The organism is Diaphorobacter aerolatus (genome assembly GCF_014489535.1).
GTDB lineage: Bacteria > Pseudomonadota > Gammaproteobacteria > Burkholderiales > Burkholderiaceae_C > Diaphorobacter_A > Diaphorobacter_A aerolatus.
The window spans coordinates 1,209,099-1,222,694 of record NZ_CP060783.1; the positions used below are offsets into that span (position 1 = coordinate 1,209,099).

Annotated in this window: 15 protein-coding genes and 4 pseudogenes; 11 read left to right on the plus strand and 8 right to left on the minus strand. The window is 55.2% G+C overall.

Annotation, left to right across the window (positions count from 1 at the left end; genetic code table 11):
* Positions 1 to 19 precede the first annotated feature (19 nt).
* Positions 20 to 391, plus strand: coding sequence for a hypothetical protein (locus tag H9K75_RS05620; RefSeq protein WP_187725076.1), 372 nt, complete (start codon positions 20 to 22; stop codon positions 389 to 391).
* A 318-nt stretch (positions 392 to 709) separates the two neighbouring features.
* Here H9K75_RS05620 and H9K75_RS05625 read toward each other — a convergent pair.
* Positions 710 to 1,228 (minus strand): annotated as a pseudogene (locus tag H9K75_RS05625) (transposase); the annotation flags it as partial.
* A 7-nt stretch (positions 1,229 to 1,235) separates the two neighbouring features.
* On the opposite strand from H9K75_RS05625, the gene H9K75_RS05630 reads away from it, so the two are divergent.
* Positions 1,236 to 1,679 (plus strand): hypothetical protein, encoded by a 444-nt coding sequence (locus H9K75_RS05630; protein WP_226858551.1) that lies wholly within the window; start codon positions 1,236 to 1,238, stop codon positions 1,677 to 1,679.
* 1 nt (position 1,680) lies between these two features.
* Positions 1,681 to 2,064, plus strand: coding sequence for an Imm10 family immunity protein (locus H9K75_RS05635; RefSeq protein ID WP_187725077.1), 384 nt, complete (start codon positions 1,681 to 1,683; stop codon positions 2,062 to 2,064).
* Positions 2,065 to 2,098: 34 nt separating this feature from the next.
* Here the strand turns inward: H9K75_RS05635 and H9K75_RS25450 are convergent.
* A pseudogene (locus tag H9K75_RS25450) lies at positions 2,099 to 2,660 on the minus strand (transposase); the annotation flags it as partial.
* 227 nt (positions 2,661 to 2,887) lie between these two features.
* On the opposite strand from H9K75_RS25450, the gene H9K75_RS23565 reads away from it, so the two are divergent.
* The 8 genes and pseudogenes from H9K75_RS23565 to H9K75_RS25720 all read left to right on the plus strand — a co-directional run.
* Positions 2,888 to 3,814 (plus strand): RHS repeat domain-containing protein, encoded by a 927-nt coding sequence (locus H9K75_RS23565; protein ID WP_264293976.1) that lies wholly within the window; start codon positions 2,888 to 2,890, stop codon positions 3,812 to 3,814.
* A gap of 352 nt (positions 3,815 to 4,166) precedes the next feature.
* Complete coding sequence (locus tag H9K75_RS23575; RefSeq protein ID WP_226858554.1) at positions 4,167 to 4,934, plus strand: RHS repeat domain-containing protein; 768 nt, start codon at positions 4,167 to 4,169, stop codon at positions 4,932 to 4,934.
* Between the two features lie 390 nt (positions 4,935 to 5,324).
* Positions 5,325 to 5,594 (plus strand): hypothetical protein, encoded by a 270-nt coding sequence (locus H9K75_RS05650; RefSeq protein ID WP_187725078.1) that lies wholly within the window; start codon positions 5,325 to 5,327, stop codon positions 5,592 to 5,594.
* Between the two features lie 307 nt (positions 5,595 to 5,901).
* Positions 5,902 to 6,084: a hypothetical protein gene (locus tag H9K75_RS05655; RefSeq protein ID WP_187725079.1), complete on the plus strand. Its 183-nt coding sequence runs from the start codon at positions 5,902 to 5,904 to the stop codon at positions 6,082 to 6,084.
* Positions 6,081 to 6,509 carry a hypothetical protein gene (locus H9K75_RS05660; protein WP_187725080.1) on the plus strand — a complete coding sequence of 143 codons (429 nt, stop codon included), beginning with the start codon at positions 6,081 to 6,083 and terminating at the stop codon, positions 6,507 to 6,509. Before H9K75_RS05655 ends, H9K75_RS05660 begins: the two co-directional genes overlap by 4 nt.
* 382 nt (positions 6,510 to 6,891) lie before the next feature.
* Positions 6,892 to 7,515, plus strand: coding sequence for a hypothetical protein (locus tag H9K75_RS05665; protein ID WP_226858555.1), 624 nt, complete (start codon positions 6,892 to 6,894; stop codon positions 7,513 to 7,515).
* A 115-nt stretch (positions 7,516 to 7,630) separates the two neighbouring features.
* Positions 7,631 to 7,934, plus strand: a pseudogene (locus tag H9K75_RS05670) (IS5/IS1182 family transposase); the annotation flags it as partial.
* Positions 7,935 to 8,151 (plus strand): annotated as a pseudogene (locus H9K75_RS25720) (IS30 family transposase); the annotation flags it as partial.
* Positions 8,152 to 8,226: 75 nt separating this feature from the next.
* On the opposite strand, the gene H9K75_RS05675 reads toward H9K75_RS25720, so the two are convergent.
* From H9K75_RS05675 to H9K75_RS05695, 6 genes are read right to left on the minus strand one after another with little or no spacing between them, the layout of a single operon-like run.
* The gene (locus H9K75_RS05675) at positions 8,227 to 9,276 is read right to left on the minus strand and encodes a transketolase family protein (protein ID WP_187725082.1); all 1,050 of its coding nucleotides are present in this window, start codon (positions 9,274 to 9,276) and stop codon (positions 8,227 to 8,229) included.
* Positions 9,273 to 10,139: a transketolase gene (locus tag H9K75_RS05680; protein WP_187725083.1), complete on the minus strand. Its 867-nt coding sequence runs from the start codon at positions 10,137 to 10,139 to the stop codon at positions 9,273 to 9,275. The genes H9K75_RS05675 and H9K75_RS05680 overlap by 4 nt, the downstream gene beginning before the upstream one ends.
* Complete coding sequence (locus H9K75_RS23585) at positions 10,136 to 11,551, minus strand: N,N-dimethylformamidase beta subunit family domain-containing protein (protein WP_226858558.1); 1,416 nt, start codon at positions 11,549 to 11,551, stop codon at positions 10,136 to 10,138. Before H9K75_RS23585 ends, H9K75_RS05680 begins: the two co-directional genes overlap by 4 nt.
* Positions 11,521 to 12,408, minus strand: coding sequence for a phage terminase large subunit family protein (locus tag H9K75_RS23590; RefSeq protein WP_226858559.1), 888 nt, complete (start codon positions 12,406 to 12,408; stop codon positions 11,521 to 11,523). Before H9K75_RS23590 ends, H9K75_RS23585 begins: the two co-directional genes overlap by 31 nt.
* Positions 12,409 to 12,434: 26 nt before the next feature.
* Complete coding sequence (locus H9K75_RS05690) at positions 12,435 to 12,773, minus strand: hypothetical protein (protein ID WP_226858560.1); 339 nt, start codon at positions 12,771 to 12,773, stop codon at positions 12,435 to 12,437.
* On the minus strand, positions 12,770 to 13,519 hold the full coding sequence (locus H9K75_RS05695; RefSeq protein WP_187725085.1) for a GntR family transcriptional regulator: 750 nt from the start codon (positions 13,517 to 13,519) through the stop codon (positions 12,770 to 12,772). Before H9K75_RS05695 ends, H9K75_RS05690 begins: the two co-directional genes overlap by 4 nt.
* Between the last annotated feature and the right edge of the window lie 77 nt (positions 13,520 to 13,596).

A 13,596-nucleotide genomic window follows, 5' to 3' on the forward strand; every position in this document is an offset into this window, starting at 1 on the left:
AATAAATAGGAGTAAAAATATGCTTTCCGATCAAGATTATCAAAAGTTAAAAATTTTCATAGATGTTTTTTTTGAATGGTATACCCCAAAGTATCCAACAACGCCCGACGGCACACCCTCTCAATTTTTGGAAAAAATCGAAAAAGAATCATTAGCAAATGCGAAAAAAGGCATGCTGATGTCTCTAAATGACTCGATTGAATGGACTTCTAAATGGACTTCAGAAGAAGTTGCCGAGGCTGATGCAAGGATGGAGCTTGCGGGAACATTCACTTTAAGTGAGGTGCGGAGGCAATATTCAAAAAAATTCATTCAAATACTCCGTCGCGGAAAAATAATATCACAATCCGAATATTATTTAGTAAAGGGTATTGCGGATGGGGAGGTATAGAGTCTGGTCATTCGGAGTTAAAAAAACTCCGTTCTATGATTGATGATTTTGAATTTCAGAATCACAAGCAAAAATAAGAGCTGCACTACACAGTTATCCCTGTACAATCTGCAAATCCCGGGTGCGCCAAACAAACTGAACTGTTCAAGAAACGCATTTAGAGCGTGTTATGAACTCACGCTCGAAGCAAGCCGGGCACCTCTCATAACCACCGAATTTCGCGAGTTAGGTAGCGCAAAGCGTGATTGAGAGGCGTAAATTGCCAACTGGAGTGCAGTTTCGGACGATTTGAGGCGTTTTAGTCCTTAAATCCCGCGCTTATGCAGCCTGCGGACGCGCCTGTATCTTTGAGGGCTTCGATTTGAAGAAGGGATCAATCCCGTTTTCAAGGAATGAAGCCAGACGCTTGAGGTTGTAGCAGGCCGCCATCAGCGTCATGACCGTGCCGGCTCTGACCTGTCCGATCGTGCGCACGAACTTGCCGCCCATGTGGCGAATGCCTGCAAACACGTGTTCTACCTTCGCGCGGGTTTTCGCAATTCGATGGTTGCGCCGCTTTTGGCAATCACTCAAGGGCTTGCCTGCCCGGGCTTTGCGCTGCATGCCGTCGTTGAAGCCCAGTGCAGCCAGCATTTCACGGCGCTGTGCACTGGTGTAAGCCTTGTCGGCATTCACGTCTTTGCCGGTGTTTCGCAGATCCAGTACCTCATCGAAGTGATGCCCGTCGTGCTCACTGGCCGTGCCCGTAGCAACGCCCCGGATGAAGCCGTGTTTGTGATCGACGCTCACGCTGAGCTTGTAGCCAAAGTAGCTTTTGTCATGTTTCCTCGTGTGGGTGCGGTTCGTGAGTCAGGATCCCATTGGATTATTTGGTGGAAATATTTTTTATCAATACGCGCCAAATCCACTTGATTGGATTGATCCACTAGGGTTGTCGCCTTTCGGATCAGGGAAGGGGACCCATACTGCTCGGGTTACTGTACAGAAAGCGAACGGCACTTCAAAGCCATGTGGCGTATTTCAGAGCGGCAACATGACGCCAGATGAAAAAGCATTGGGATTTCCGAAGAATAGTCTGGCTACCCATACGGAGGCTCGGGCAACTTCTCAAGTTCCACTGGAAGTTGGAGATCATATGATCATCGATGGCCAGTATCCTCCATGTCCATCTTGCAAAGGAAAAATGAATGCACGCGCAGCACAGACAGGCGCAACAATCCAATATAATTGGCCAGAGAACGGGCAACAAAAAACGTGGATAGCTAACCCTCCTAAAGGATGTAAATAAAATGAAATTCGAATTTTCTGCAAATGAGGTAAACTATTCATTTGAAAACGGCATTCACACTCTTGGACTAGCGGATGATAAAAATGAGCCAAAAGATTATATAATTCTTCAGAGATCAATTGAAATTGAGGAGAAAGACCGCGAACTAGGTCAAGATACGTATTACATTGAAATTTGCGCTGATGGGGTTGCTGGATATGGAGGAATAAAGTCTGTTTTGCTCAGTGCCAACACGCTAAAAATAGAAATCGGAGAAAATGCAATATGGAGAGGAGATTTGTTATTGATAGAGATTAATATACAAGTCGCGAAGAACTTCAAGGGTTTGCGGGACGGACTCTCGGCGATATTTTTAGGCACAAATACAATGCTAATGTTTGACTAGATAAAGCGTGTTATGAACTCATTCTCGAAGCAAGTCAGGGCAACGCGTTGGGCAGCATGAGTAGAGCAAGAATCAGGAAGTACAGCCCAGCGAGTACTTGCGGTAGCCGTTCGTAGTCTCGGCTCAGGCGGCGAAACCGGGCGAGCCATCCAAAGCTACGCTCCACCCAGCGGCGGGGCAGCAGCACAAAGCCCTTCCTAGCCTCGGCAGCTTGATGATCCTAAGATCAATGCCTTGTTTTGCGGCCTGGTTTTTGGCGTCTTCGCCGGTATAGCCTTGATCTGCCCAAGCCATCTCAACGCTTTGACCCGTGACCTCCTGCAGCGTCGCGCACAACTGCTGCACTAGCGCCCGCTCCTGCTTGTTGGCTGGCGTGACATGCACAAAGCCAGCAAGTGCCCCAGCGTATCTACCGCCATGTGCTACTTGGAGCCATTGCGTCGCTTGTAGCCGTCATACCCGGCACGCGTGCCACTCTCGCAACTCGACTGCAGCGTTCGCCCATCCAGCACCACCGCACTGGGCTGTCCCTGGCGCCCCTGCGCCACTCGAATGATTGAACGCAGATCGTTGACCATGGCCTCAAAGCATCCAGCGGCGCGTTTGTTGATACACCGCCGATGACCGCGGAAATCGCATCAGCACCACGGATCCGCTGAATCGAACCACCTTCACCCAATACGATGATCGAGGCCTTCCCATCTCGTCTACGGACGCCGCCGGACGAAGCAAGTTCCTTCACTGGGACGCGGCAGCACAACTGATCGCTTACACAGATTGCTCAGGCAATACCAACCGCTACACCTACGACGCACTGGGTCACTTGAGCACGAGCACTGATGCACTTGGACAAGTGACCAGGTACCGCAACGACAGGCTGGGACGGCTCAACGAAGTCATTGAACCTACTGGAGCCACCCATCACTACGAATGGGACGGTGAAGGCCGTTTGCTGGTCTATACCGATCCAAGAGGCGGCACAACCCGCTATCGTTACGACGGATCTGGACAACCCGCCCAGCGCACTGATGCGCGTGGAGGAGTTCTGCTCTACCACTACGATCAGGCAGAGCGCTTGATCGTTCTGCAAAACGAGAATGGTGCCCGAACCCGCTTCTTCTACGATGCAGGCGATAGGCTCACCGATGAAATTGGCTTTGACGGACGCCATCAGCGCTACATCTACAACGCTGCAAGCGAACTCACCCATGTCATTGAAGCGGGCGGCACGCAAGCAGGTCCCGGCAAGATCACGCATCTTGAGCGCGATGTACTTGGTCAACTGACAGGCAAGCGGGCGTACAGTGAAAGCGCTCAAGACACAAGTACAGCCAACTATACGTACGATCCCCTGGGCCGTCTCATTGCGGCGACCAACCCAGCAGCCCGTATCAGCTATCTCTACGATCCGGTCGGCCAGATTCTGGAAGAAATCCAGGCCCTGCATCCCACTCCCGAGCAGGTGAAAGAAGGGGCAAACGCAGGCACGGAACGCAAGATTGCCCATTCCTATGACGAATTGGGGAACCGCAATCGCACCACGCTGCCTGACGGCCGGGCACTTGATTGGCTGCACTACGGATCGGGCCATCTGCATCAGATCGGCCTCACGGCGGCAGATGAGACATCCCACGCAGATGGAGCACGCCAGATCATCACCGACATCGAACGCGACAAGCTGCATCGTGAAACCCAGCGCAGCCAAGGAGCGCTCACCAGCCGCTACGCATATGACCCTTCGGGCGGTTGATCAGGCATCGGGCAGACACACACGCGTCGAGTGCATTCGCCGAGAACCGACGGAACCAAACGCAGGCTGTACTTGAGCGCGCCTACGTCTACGATGCGACGGGCCAGTTGATCACCAAGGCAGACACTCTGCGCGGGCGCCAGGACTACCGCTACGATCCGGTGGGACGTATCCTTGCAGCGCTGCCTACACAAGTCAGCAAGCTGCGTGAAGAACTGTTTGCATTTGATCCTGCGGGCAACCTTCTTGATGATCATGTGTCTTCCCAAAGACACTACCGGAGCAACCGGGCTTATCAGTCGTCGGCGACAACCGCCTGCGTTTCTATCAAGACCTGCACTATGAATACGACGTGCATGGCAATGTCATCAAGCGCACCAAAGGCAACCAAAGCGGCGGCAACGCCAGCGTCACGGAACTGCACTGGAACGCCGATCACCAACTGACCGAATCACGCACTACGCGCCATGGCCTAACGCAAAGCGTCCGCTACGCCTATGACGCGTTGGGTCGCAGGGTGAGCAAGACGGACGCATTTGGCACGACGCAGTTCTTGTGGGATGGTGATCTGATGGTGCACAGCCAGCGGGGAGTCAGAGCCAATCTGTTCATCTATGAACCTGGCAGTTTTGTTCCGCTGGCCACGGTTCAGGGAACCGGACAAAAAGCGCACACCTACTGGTATCAATGCGACCAGATTGGCGCTCCGCAGGAACTGACTGACGCACATGGGCGGATAGTCTGGGCGGCCGACTACAAGGTCTGGGGTGAATCGAAAATACGGGAGATCACGCAACGCACTGGCACGGATGGCATGGCAGCCAAGCCTTACGGCGGGATTGTTGATTGGTATGCCCAATCGCAGAACGCCTCGAAGGCCAAAACTGAAGAGCCGTTCCGCATTGATCAACCGTTCCGGTTTCAGGGGCAGCAGTCAGATGAAGAGACGGGTCTGCATTACAACCGGTTTAGATATTACGATCCCGGGGTTGGGAGGTTTGTCAGTCAAGATCCGATTGGGTTGCTGGGGGCAAAATTTATTTGCTTATGCCCCAAATCCGATTATGCTTACCGATCCATCAGGATTGGATTACCGTACAACGTTTTGGAATGCGGTTAACTGGGGCAATCAGATAGTAGGTTTCAGGTTCATCATATTATTCCTCGGGCTATTTATGACAAACACTCAAGTTTGATGAATTGTGCCGGGTTGGCAAGGATGAGCCTGACAATTTAATAGGTTTACCCAAAAAAGCAGAATACTTAGGAATTAGGACTGGAAGGTACTTTGGATCGGCCTTACACTTCACGAGCCACGGAAACTACTCATTAAGTGTTGATAACGCGTTGGGGGCGATTTCTCGATTGCCTTGCGCTGCGAGAAAAGGAGCTGTCAAAGCACTTCAAGAAACGCTGAGAGAAGCGTTGCGCCAAAAAGGGAACCCAGTTGTCAACAGTGAAGGGCTACAACCTCGATGTGGGATGATGTTATTGCAAAAAGGAGATGAAATTGGATAACTATGTTGAATCAAGTAATGCGGCCTTTGAAAATTTGTTGAAAATAGTTAATTCAGATGATTTTATGAGAGGTTTGACTGGATCATTTGAAAATATTGAGGTTACAACTGATATTGACATGGCAGTATATTGGTCTACTGATCAAGACGCCCAAGACGATCAGACAGGGATTTTATATTGGACCGAACTTTTGGAATATAATACAAGCATTTATCATACTACAGAGGTGAAGAATAGCCTTCCAGATCAGGGGTTTCTTTGACGAAACATCTATCAACTCTCGGAGTTGAATTATCCCAGAATATTATTTCAAAAAAACAGGTCGCACTTCTGCCGAATGAAATAAAAGGGGTGATTAGTGAGAATTTCAATACTTTTTTGATTGAATATTCGTATTTCAATCGTCTGCATCCCTTTAGTGAAAAATTGTTGAATATTTATATTAGCGGGGGTTTCCTTGTGGGTGGCATGGAGAGTTTCCGCATGGAAGTATGATAGTTTATTCACCCCAGCATAATTTAGACTCATAATAAAATTCGGGCGAAATTGTCATAACGCCTCACAGCCCCGTGCCCACAGGAGGAACCCGTCAGGCCAAAGAACTGTTTGCATTTGATCCTGCAGGCAACCTTCTTGATGATCATGTGTCTTCCCCAAAGACACTACCGGAGCAACCGGGCTTATCAGTCGTCGGCGACAACCGCCTGCGTTTCTATCAAGACCTGCACTTTGAATATGGCAAAAAATCATGACGCCAACACCATCAATTATTACCGATGAAAAAATAATCAAATACAATATCAAAACGTTGGATTTTGACATCGAAGATGAGTTAAAAGCAAGAAGTATTCCATTTACTTCATGGGGAAGAATATTAGTCACGAGCGCCACTAATCAGTACACCTACAATTTTTCAGACGACGCAACAGCATCTGAAATTGAAAAAAATCTTGTGAAAAATGAAGTAATAAAAGGTCCACGTGTAATCATTGTTTGGTCAAATGCCATAAAGCCGGTTCTAAGTTCAAAAATAGAATTATTAAAAGACTATTCACTCGAAATAGTAACCGAGGATTGGGATTTCTGGATTTTTGGAGATCATTGGATTTTGGAAAAATATCACGAAGGAGAATTGATCTTAATAAATTTCGACTCGACCCTTAAGAGTTTTCTTTGAGTACTGTTAACTAAGCACGCGTTGCCTGAGCAACGGGGACGGTGCAAATCAATTCAAATCGATGTCCCGATTCCAGATGGTCAAAACGAGAGCCCCCGGCACGCCGCAGGCCACAGTAGGCCTCGAATTACGATATCACGATGATATCTGCAAAAAATCACCGTGCACGCAGGCGCGGACGACGCAGTGGTCAAAATCTTATGGGGTAGAAAACATACCAAAAGGAATCCATAACAGGTGTGCGAGGTCTAGCTGAAAGAGTTAACAAACCTCAGGGACAATAATGGAAAGTGGTATCGATAAACTATTAATAATTTTAAGCCTCGACTGTTTTCAGTCATACATCTGGAAAGATAGCGACCGAAAATATATTGACCCAGTCATGAACGTCGCGAGAAAATTTTTCCAGCAAGTGCTTAATGGAGGTGACAATTACTTTATGGATTCTGATTTTAACTCGGAAAGAATATTAAAAACAGAGTTTGATTTTTACAAAGAGATAAATCAACCAGTCTCAAGAGTTAACTATATTAAAGGGCTTCAGTTTGAGATTGAAGATGACTCTTCGAATAATTCTGATTTGATGATTTTATCAATTATCTCAAGCTTGCAATGGCTGGATGAAAAGTCACTACTCCAATCGATTGATAATGATATGTTAACCATATTGAAAAAATTGGAGGCTTCTGGTGTTTATGTGCAAAGTGCTGAATATGATCGGGAGGCAATAAAAAAATCTTGGCATAAATCCAACACGCCTTGGGATCTTTTTTTGAAACAAGAATCAATGTTTGAGGATATTGGTGAATATCCCTGTCTAATTCTTTATCAGGCAAAGAAAATAAATCCCGCTTTGAAATTTCTAGAAGAATGCCAAGCAATTTTAAATTCTTCGGAATTTTCAAAAATTATTGATTTCATGATTCTAGAAATCAATAATTCACACATGATATTGGAGGCAACAAAAACAAATACTCTTTCTTTTCTTGGGGAGTACAAGAAGTAGTCGCCCCTGAATAACCCCGAAGCCTGCCCCCACACAGCCTTTGCGGGCATTTCCCGCTCCTCAGAACTCCCAATCTGATATCCAATAGCACCAGTTTTCTGGGAGTTTTGCCGTGATGTTTGCCTGCCCCGCCACCGATGATTTCTTCCGCTCGCGCATTGATCACATGATCGATGTGCGTCACCCGCTGGCCGTGCTGGCCTCGCGCATGCCGTGGCAGGAGATCGAGGCGCAGGTCGCCCAGGTCTTTTCCCGCAAGGGTCGTGCAGGCGCGGCACTGTCTGATCTGGATCTTTTCGGGAAAGGTGCAACGCGCAGTCCGCGCCAGCAACGCCGGGCGACCGCGCGTGCCGCTGCGCATCATGATCTCGCTGCTGTACCTCAAGCACGCGTTCAACGAATCGGATGAGGCACTGTTGGCCGAGTCGGCGCTCCAGGCAGGCTTTGCAGCCAGGATCAACCAGATCGCAGGGCCCATGCGCAAGGCGCATATCTACGATCAAGGCAGTGAGATGGCGCGTCACAAGGAGCTTGCCGAGCTGGTCAAGGTGCAGATCTACTTTTGCGATCCGCATGGCCCCTGGCAGCGCGGTTCATGCGAAAAACACCAACGGCTTGCTGCGCCGCAGCGCGCCTATTGCATTCACCAGCAGCGCACCAGGGGGACAAGAACAAGCTCTTGCGCGACCCCGTGGGTTGTGTGAACAGGCCCTAACCGAGCGCCGAGCCCACCGCATCCGCGATGCCGGTTGCGGTCAGCCCGTGGCGCTCGAACAGCCATTGCATCGACGCGCCCTGCGCGAACCGGTCGCGCACGCCGAGGCGCAGCAGGCGCACTCCGCTGCCGGCCTCGGCCAGTACCTCGGCGGTGGCCGAGCCCAGTCCGCCGAGGGTCGAGTGGTTTTCCACGGTGACGATGAGCTTGCGCCGCCGCGCTTGCGCGAGGACGAAGTCCGCGTCAAACGGCTTGAGCGTGTGCGCGTTGGCGACGGCGACGCGTATGCCGTGCTGTTCACGCAGTGCAAGCGCCGCCGCCCTGGCTGGCTCGACCGTCAGGCCGCTTGCCACGATCAGCACGTCGCCGTCGCGATCATCGAGCGCTTGAATGCGGCCCAGTTCCAGCGGCTCCCAGGGCGTGTCCGGCGCAAGCGCGGCAGATGCGCGCAGCAGTCGCAGGTAGACAGGTCCTTCGTGGTCGGCGGCCGCGCGCACCGCGGCAGGAATCTGTGCGGGCCCGGACGGTTCGATCACGGTCATGTGGGGCAGCGCGCGCATGAGCGCCACGTCGTCGATGGCCTGATGGCTCACGCCGAGGATGGTGGAGAGGCCTGGCAAAAAACCGACGATCTTCACGTCCGCATGCGGGTAGGCGATCTGCATCGCCACCTGATCGTAGGCGCGGCGCGTGGCGAACACGCAGAAGGTGTGGACCCAGGCCTGCATGCCGCTTCGCGCGAGTCCGCCAGCGACGCCCATCATGTTGGCCTCGGCGATGCCGGCGTTCAGAAAACGCCGGGGAAAGGTATCGCGAAACAGATCGGTCTCGGTGGGCGCTGTCAGATCCGCCGACAGCGCGACGATGCCGGTGCGCTCGCGTGCGAGGGCCTGCAAGGCCTCTCCGTAGTATCGCGGCACGCCGTCGCCGAGCGGCTTTTCGAGCGATGGCGCGGCGATCACCGATGTGTGCGCACCGCCCTGGGTGAAGTCTTCCACGGCCAGCATGCGTTCGCGAACCTGTTGGCTGCTCGTCGGTGTGTTCATGCGATCTCTCCCAGTTCTTCAAGTGCCGCATCGGCCACCTCGGCCGGCAGCTTGGCGTTGTGGCTGATGATGCCTTCGAGCAGGCTCACGCCCTTGCCCGGCACGGTGGTGGCGACGATGATGGTCGGCTTGGTGGTTTCGGCGCGCGCGTCGGCAAAGGCCTTGAGCAGCGCGCAAAGGTCATGGCCATCGAGTTCGATGACGTTCCAGCCGAACGCCAGCCATTTGTCCGCAATCGGTGCGAGCCGGAGCACGTCGTCGGTGTGGCCCTCGACCTGCATCCAGTTGAGGTCGAGAATCACGCAGAGATTGTTGAGCCGCTGCGAGCCCGCGAACATCGCGGCCTCCCAGACCTGGCCCTCCTCCAACTCGCCATCGCCGAGGATCACGTTCACACGGTAGTCCACGCCGCTGATGCGCGATGCGGCCGCCATGCCGGCCGCGACCGAAAGCCCCTGCCCCAGCGAACCGAAGGTGCCTTCGACGACCGGGCCGAGGCGCTCCGACACGTTGATCTCAAGCGCCGAGCCGTCCTTGATGTAATCATCGAGCAGTTCCGCCGGAATCATGCCGCGCAACGCCAGCGCCGCATGGAACAGCGCCGAGTTGTGGGCCGTCGAGAGAATGCAGCGGTCGCGCTCTTCCCAGCGCGGATGGGCCGGGTCGATTCGCGCGTCGTTGAAGTACAGGCTCGCGAAGATTTCCGCCGCGCCAAGACCTTGCTGCACATACCCCTGACCATGTCGGCGCACGAGCTTGATGACCTGCCTGCGCAGCGCATGAGCGACCTTGCGCAATTCGGCGACCGGCAGTGCGAGCCGATCACGCTGCTGCCATGGGATGGGAAACGCGTTTGTGTTCATGACGGCATCTCGAAGGGTTCGGGGTTGAGAAAGCGCTCGATCACATTGCCGGTGATCCGGCTGATGTTGTTGTCGTAGTGGTTGTGGCTCAAGGAGAGCACGTAGGAGATCGATCCGGTGGCGAACACCGCGCCGCCGTTGGCGGTTTCGAAGAACACCATGTCGGCCCGCACGAGCGCGTTCTGCTCGCCGTCGAGTCCGTGAACCGTGGTGCGGTATTCCTCGGGCGTTGGCAGGGAGCCGGGGCCGAGTCCGTGCGAGGTCGCAAGCATCACCGCATGCGGGGGAGAGCCGAGAGCCACGTCGAAGCGGTCGAGTTCGATGCCGACCGCGCCGCCGATGCGGACGCCGTAGTCGCCGATGCGCTCGCCCTGCGATATGCCTTCGATGGCGAAAGCCACGCGTGGATTGGAGGCCCCTTCGGTCAGCAGGTAGTAGCCGGCATGGTCGTACACCATGGCCGCGAAGCCGACGCCGATCAGCTTCTGCGGCGCGAAACCGCTGTGTCGCCACAGCGCGCCGGGCTCGCCCGTGCCTGCAAGGTGTACCTCTCCGGGTTGCGATTCCCAGGTGCGCGTGCCCGTGATGCCGCGCCGCACTTCAACCGCTGCCGGGGCTTTCGGGTGAAATGCGCAGCGCCAGTAGAACCCGTTGGCACCGAGCGCGAGATGGCGCCCGCCCGCATTCTGAAATGCCATCACGCCGTTCATCATGGCCTCGCTGTAGTACTCAGGATGCGACAGTGTCGCGAGCACCCGGTAGTCCGCCAGGGCGCGCGGGCCCTGCCTGTCGAGTTCGACATCGGTGATCACCTCGTAGTCGATGCCCTTCTCTTCGAGCCAGTCGAGGAAGTGGGTGTCGATGGCCAGATTCCCGAGCGAAGACCGTGGCCGCATGTTGAGCACGGGGCGCAGCCAGGAGCTGTACGCGCGCCCGCTGCCGTCGATATGGTGGTCATAGGTGGATTGGCCGATCTCCGGATGCTCCTGCAGGTAGATGTCGTCGCCGGTGAGCATCAACAGCCGCTCGGTCAGCACCTCGAAATGCACGGCGTGCAAGCGCAGCGCGTTGTTCGCGTAGGCCATGTAGGTCATGCTCGGAGCCAGTACCGCGAGCGATGCACGCTTCGCATTGACCGCCGGTGTGACGAAGAAGGTGATCAGGGTCTCGATCCCCTGGGCGTCGTCTGCATCGGCGTTGCCGGTCGAAACCGGACGCAGCCGCAGCGCATGGAAACCCGACTTCCAATCGGCGGGAATCTGCAGATCGAGCGTCACGGGCCAGCCGCAATCGTAGATGTCGTCGCTGTGAAAATGAATCGCGCCGTACTCGCGCGGGGCGAGCCGCCAGTCGTGGACGTCACCGGTCCAGTGCACGCCCGTCATGCCGCGACAAGGCAATTGATGCAGCACGCCATGCAGAAGATTGGGGAGCGATCCAGCACGTCGAGCGTATCGATGCCGTGCGTGAAATCCCAGGATGCGATCAGCGCCGCGTCGGCCACGCCGCTGCGTGCAGCGTCATCTCCACGCCGCAACGCTTCTGCATTCAGCAAACCCGCCGCCATGCGTGGCGCCTCGACCTTGCCGTCGTAGTGGGCGGTGCAATATGCGCTGGACACGGACAGCGCGTGCGCGGCAATCGTCAGCGGCCCTTGGGAATCGATGCGCCAGGTGCCGGGCCTGAGGGCGCGCGCTTCATGGCGATCTTCGGGCAGCACGCCGTCGGCGAGTCGGCACTGGTGAACGACCATCTCGCCGGTTGCGGGATCGAGGCCGCCCTGCACCCAGTACCAGCGGCGCTGCTCGAGCGGCACTCCCGTCGTCAGTTCGATGGCGCCAGCGCCTGCACCCACACGCAGAACCACACCGCCGCGCGTGACCTGGAGCGCGTAGCCCGTTGCACTGTCCTCGCACCAGCGCGCCATGACGGTCTGTGGTGTGTTCAAAAGCCGTGTCGGCCAGATATAGCAGCCGAAGGAGAATGCGCCCGCGGGTGCCAGGCGCGGATCGGACGGCACCGACATGAACGATCCGCAGGGCGCGATCCGGGGTTCGACGCGGTGCGCGCCGTCCACCGGAGAGACCAGCTCCCGGTACTTGATGCCAGGCCCGGTGGCGTCGGCGTCGGCACAACGCACGCGTACGAACTTCACGTCGACCTGCTCGTGTGTGTCGCTCGCAAGATGAAAGCGGATGCGCTCGCCCGCGCGCACGCTGAGGGTGTCGGAATAGCCGACGAAGGCGTTGGTTTCCATGGAGGTTTTCATGATCTTGGGGATGATTGGCGGTAGCCTCAGTCCAGCTTCAATTCGCTTGCGGTAAGCGCCTTCCAGCGCAACCGGAACACATGCCACTCGGCTTCGTCGAGCGAGTCGAACACCACGTCATGAAATACCTTGACCTTCTGACCACGCTCATCGGGCATCTGCGCGAGCGCCCAGCGGCGTCCGGGCTCAAGCACCGCGAGCAGATAGCGACCCGGAAATCCTCCCCAGCGCATGCGGTGCAGCAGCTTCTTGAGTTCCTCGGAGTGAGGGCCGCGAATGCATTGTCGAAACTCGCGCGCCAGGTCGGTGCGCCGGGGATCGAGTACATAGCGCGCCGCGTTCGGGTCGCTGGTGTGGTCCATCATTTTGGTATCAACTTTCGGGTGGAAGATGAGGGTTCGTTGCGTAGCTCGAGAAGCTCTGCCGCACGCGCGGGATGGGCTTCGATCTCCTCGAGCACACGCAGGAAGTTGCTGCCGCCTTCGATCAAGTCATCCTTGATCGCCGCGCTGACGGCCTGCGCGTCACGCTGCTGGAGACCGCGCAGCACGTGCATGTGCTGGTGTTCGCCGCTATAGGCCGGGTGGCCATGCGGGTAGAGAAAATTCATCAGCGGCCCGACCTGCACCCAGATGCGGTCAAGCATCTCGGTGAGCTGCGGCATGCCGGACAGGCGGTAGATGCCGAAGTGGAAATCGAAGTTGTGTTGCAACGCACCGCGGTAATCCTTGTTCTTCTCGGCCAGCAACAATTGGCGATGGCTTTCGCTGAGTCGGTCGATGGCGGCGTCGTCCAGGTGGGGCACGGCGCGCTCGGCAGCCAGCGGCTCGAGGATCAGACGCAGCTCGCGCAGTTCGAGATACTCGGCCAGCGAGAGCTGGCGCACACGAATGAAGTAGCCTTCCTTCATTTCGAGTGCGCGGTCACGCACCAACTGGATCAGCGCTTCGCGCACCGGCGTTTCACTGGTGCCGATTTCCTTGGCCAGTTCGCGAATCTTCAATCGCTGTCCGGGCTGAAAGACCGCCGACATCAGTTGCTCACGCAGGTTTTCATAAATCTGGCTGGCCAGGTTGGTTCGCTCGACCACATGGATACCGGTGGATGCCATACTTCTTTTCCTCTGCTTGAATGTGTGTGTTGTTCCCGGCTCAGGGTAATACCCCGAGCCCATCGACGTATTTTGAC

Excerpts from the sequence above, each read along its gene's own strand:
- H9K75_RS05620 (WP_187725076.1), top strand. The coding sequence starts at position 20 with ATGCTTTCCGATCAAGATTATCAAAAGTTAAAAATTTTCATAGATGTT.
- H9K75_RS05635 (WP_187725077.1), top strand. The coding sequence starts at position 1,681 with ATGAAATTCGAATTTTCTGCAAATGAGGTAAACTATTCATTTGAAAAC.
- H9K75_RS05660 (WP_187725080.1), top strand. The coding sequence starts at position 6,081 with ATGACGCCAACACCATCAATTATTACCGATGAAAAAATAATCAAATAC.
- H9K75_RS05665 (WP_226858555.1), top strand. The coding sequence starts at position 6,892 with ATGAACGTCGCGAGAAAATTTTTCCAGCAAGTGCTTAATGGAGGTGAC.
- H9K75_RS05675 (WP_187725082.1), bottom strand. The coding sequence starts at position 9,276 with ATGAACACACCGACGAGCAGCCAACAGGTTCGCGAACGCATGCTGGCC.
- H9K75_RS05680 (WP_187725083.1), bottom strand. The coding sequence starts at position 10,139 with ATGAACACAAACGCGTTTCCCATCCCATGGCAGCAGCGTGATCGGCTC.
- H9K75_RS23590 (WP_226858559.1), bottom strand. The coding sequence starts at position 12,408 with ATGAAAACCTCCATGGAAACCAACGCCTTCGTCGGCTATTCCGACACC.
- H9K75_RS05690 (WP_226858560.1), bottom strand. The coding sequence starts at position 12,773 with ATGATGGACCACACCAGCGACCCGAACGCGGCGCGCTATGTACTCGAT.
- H9K75_RS05695 (WP_187725085.1), bottom strand. The coding sequence starts at position 13,519 with ATGGCATCCACCGGTATCCATGTGGTCGAGCGAACCAACCTGGCCAGC.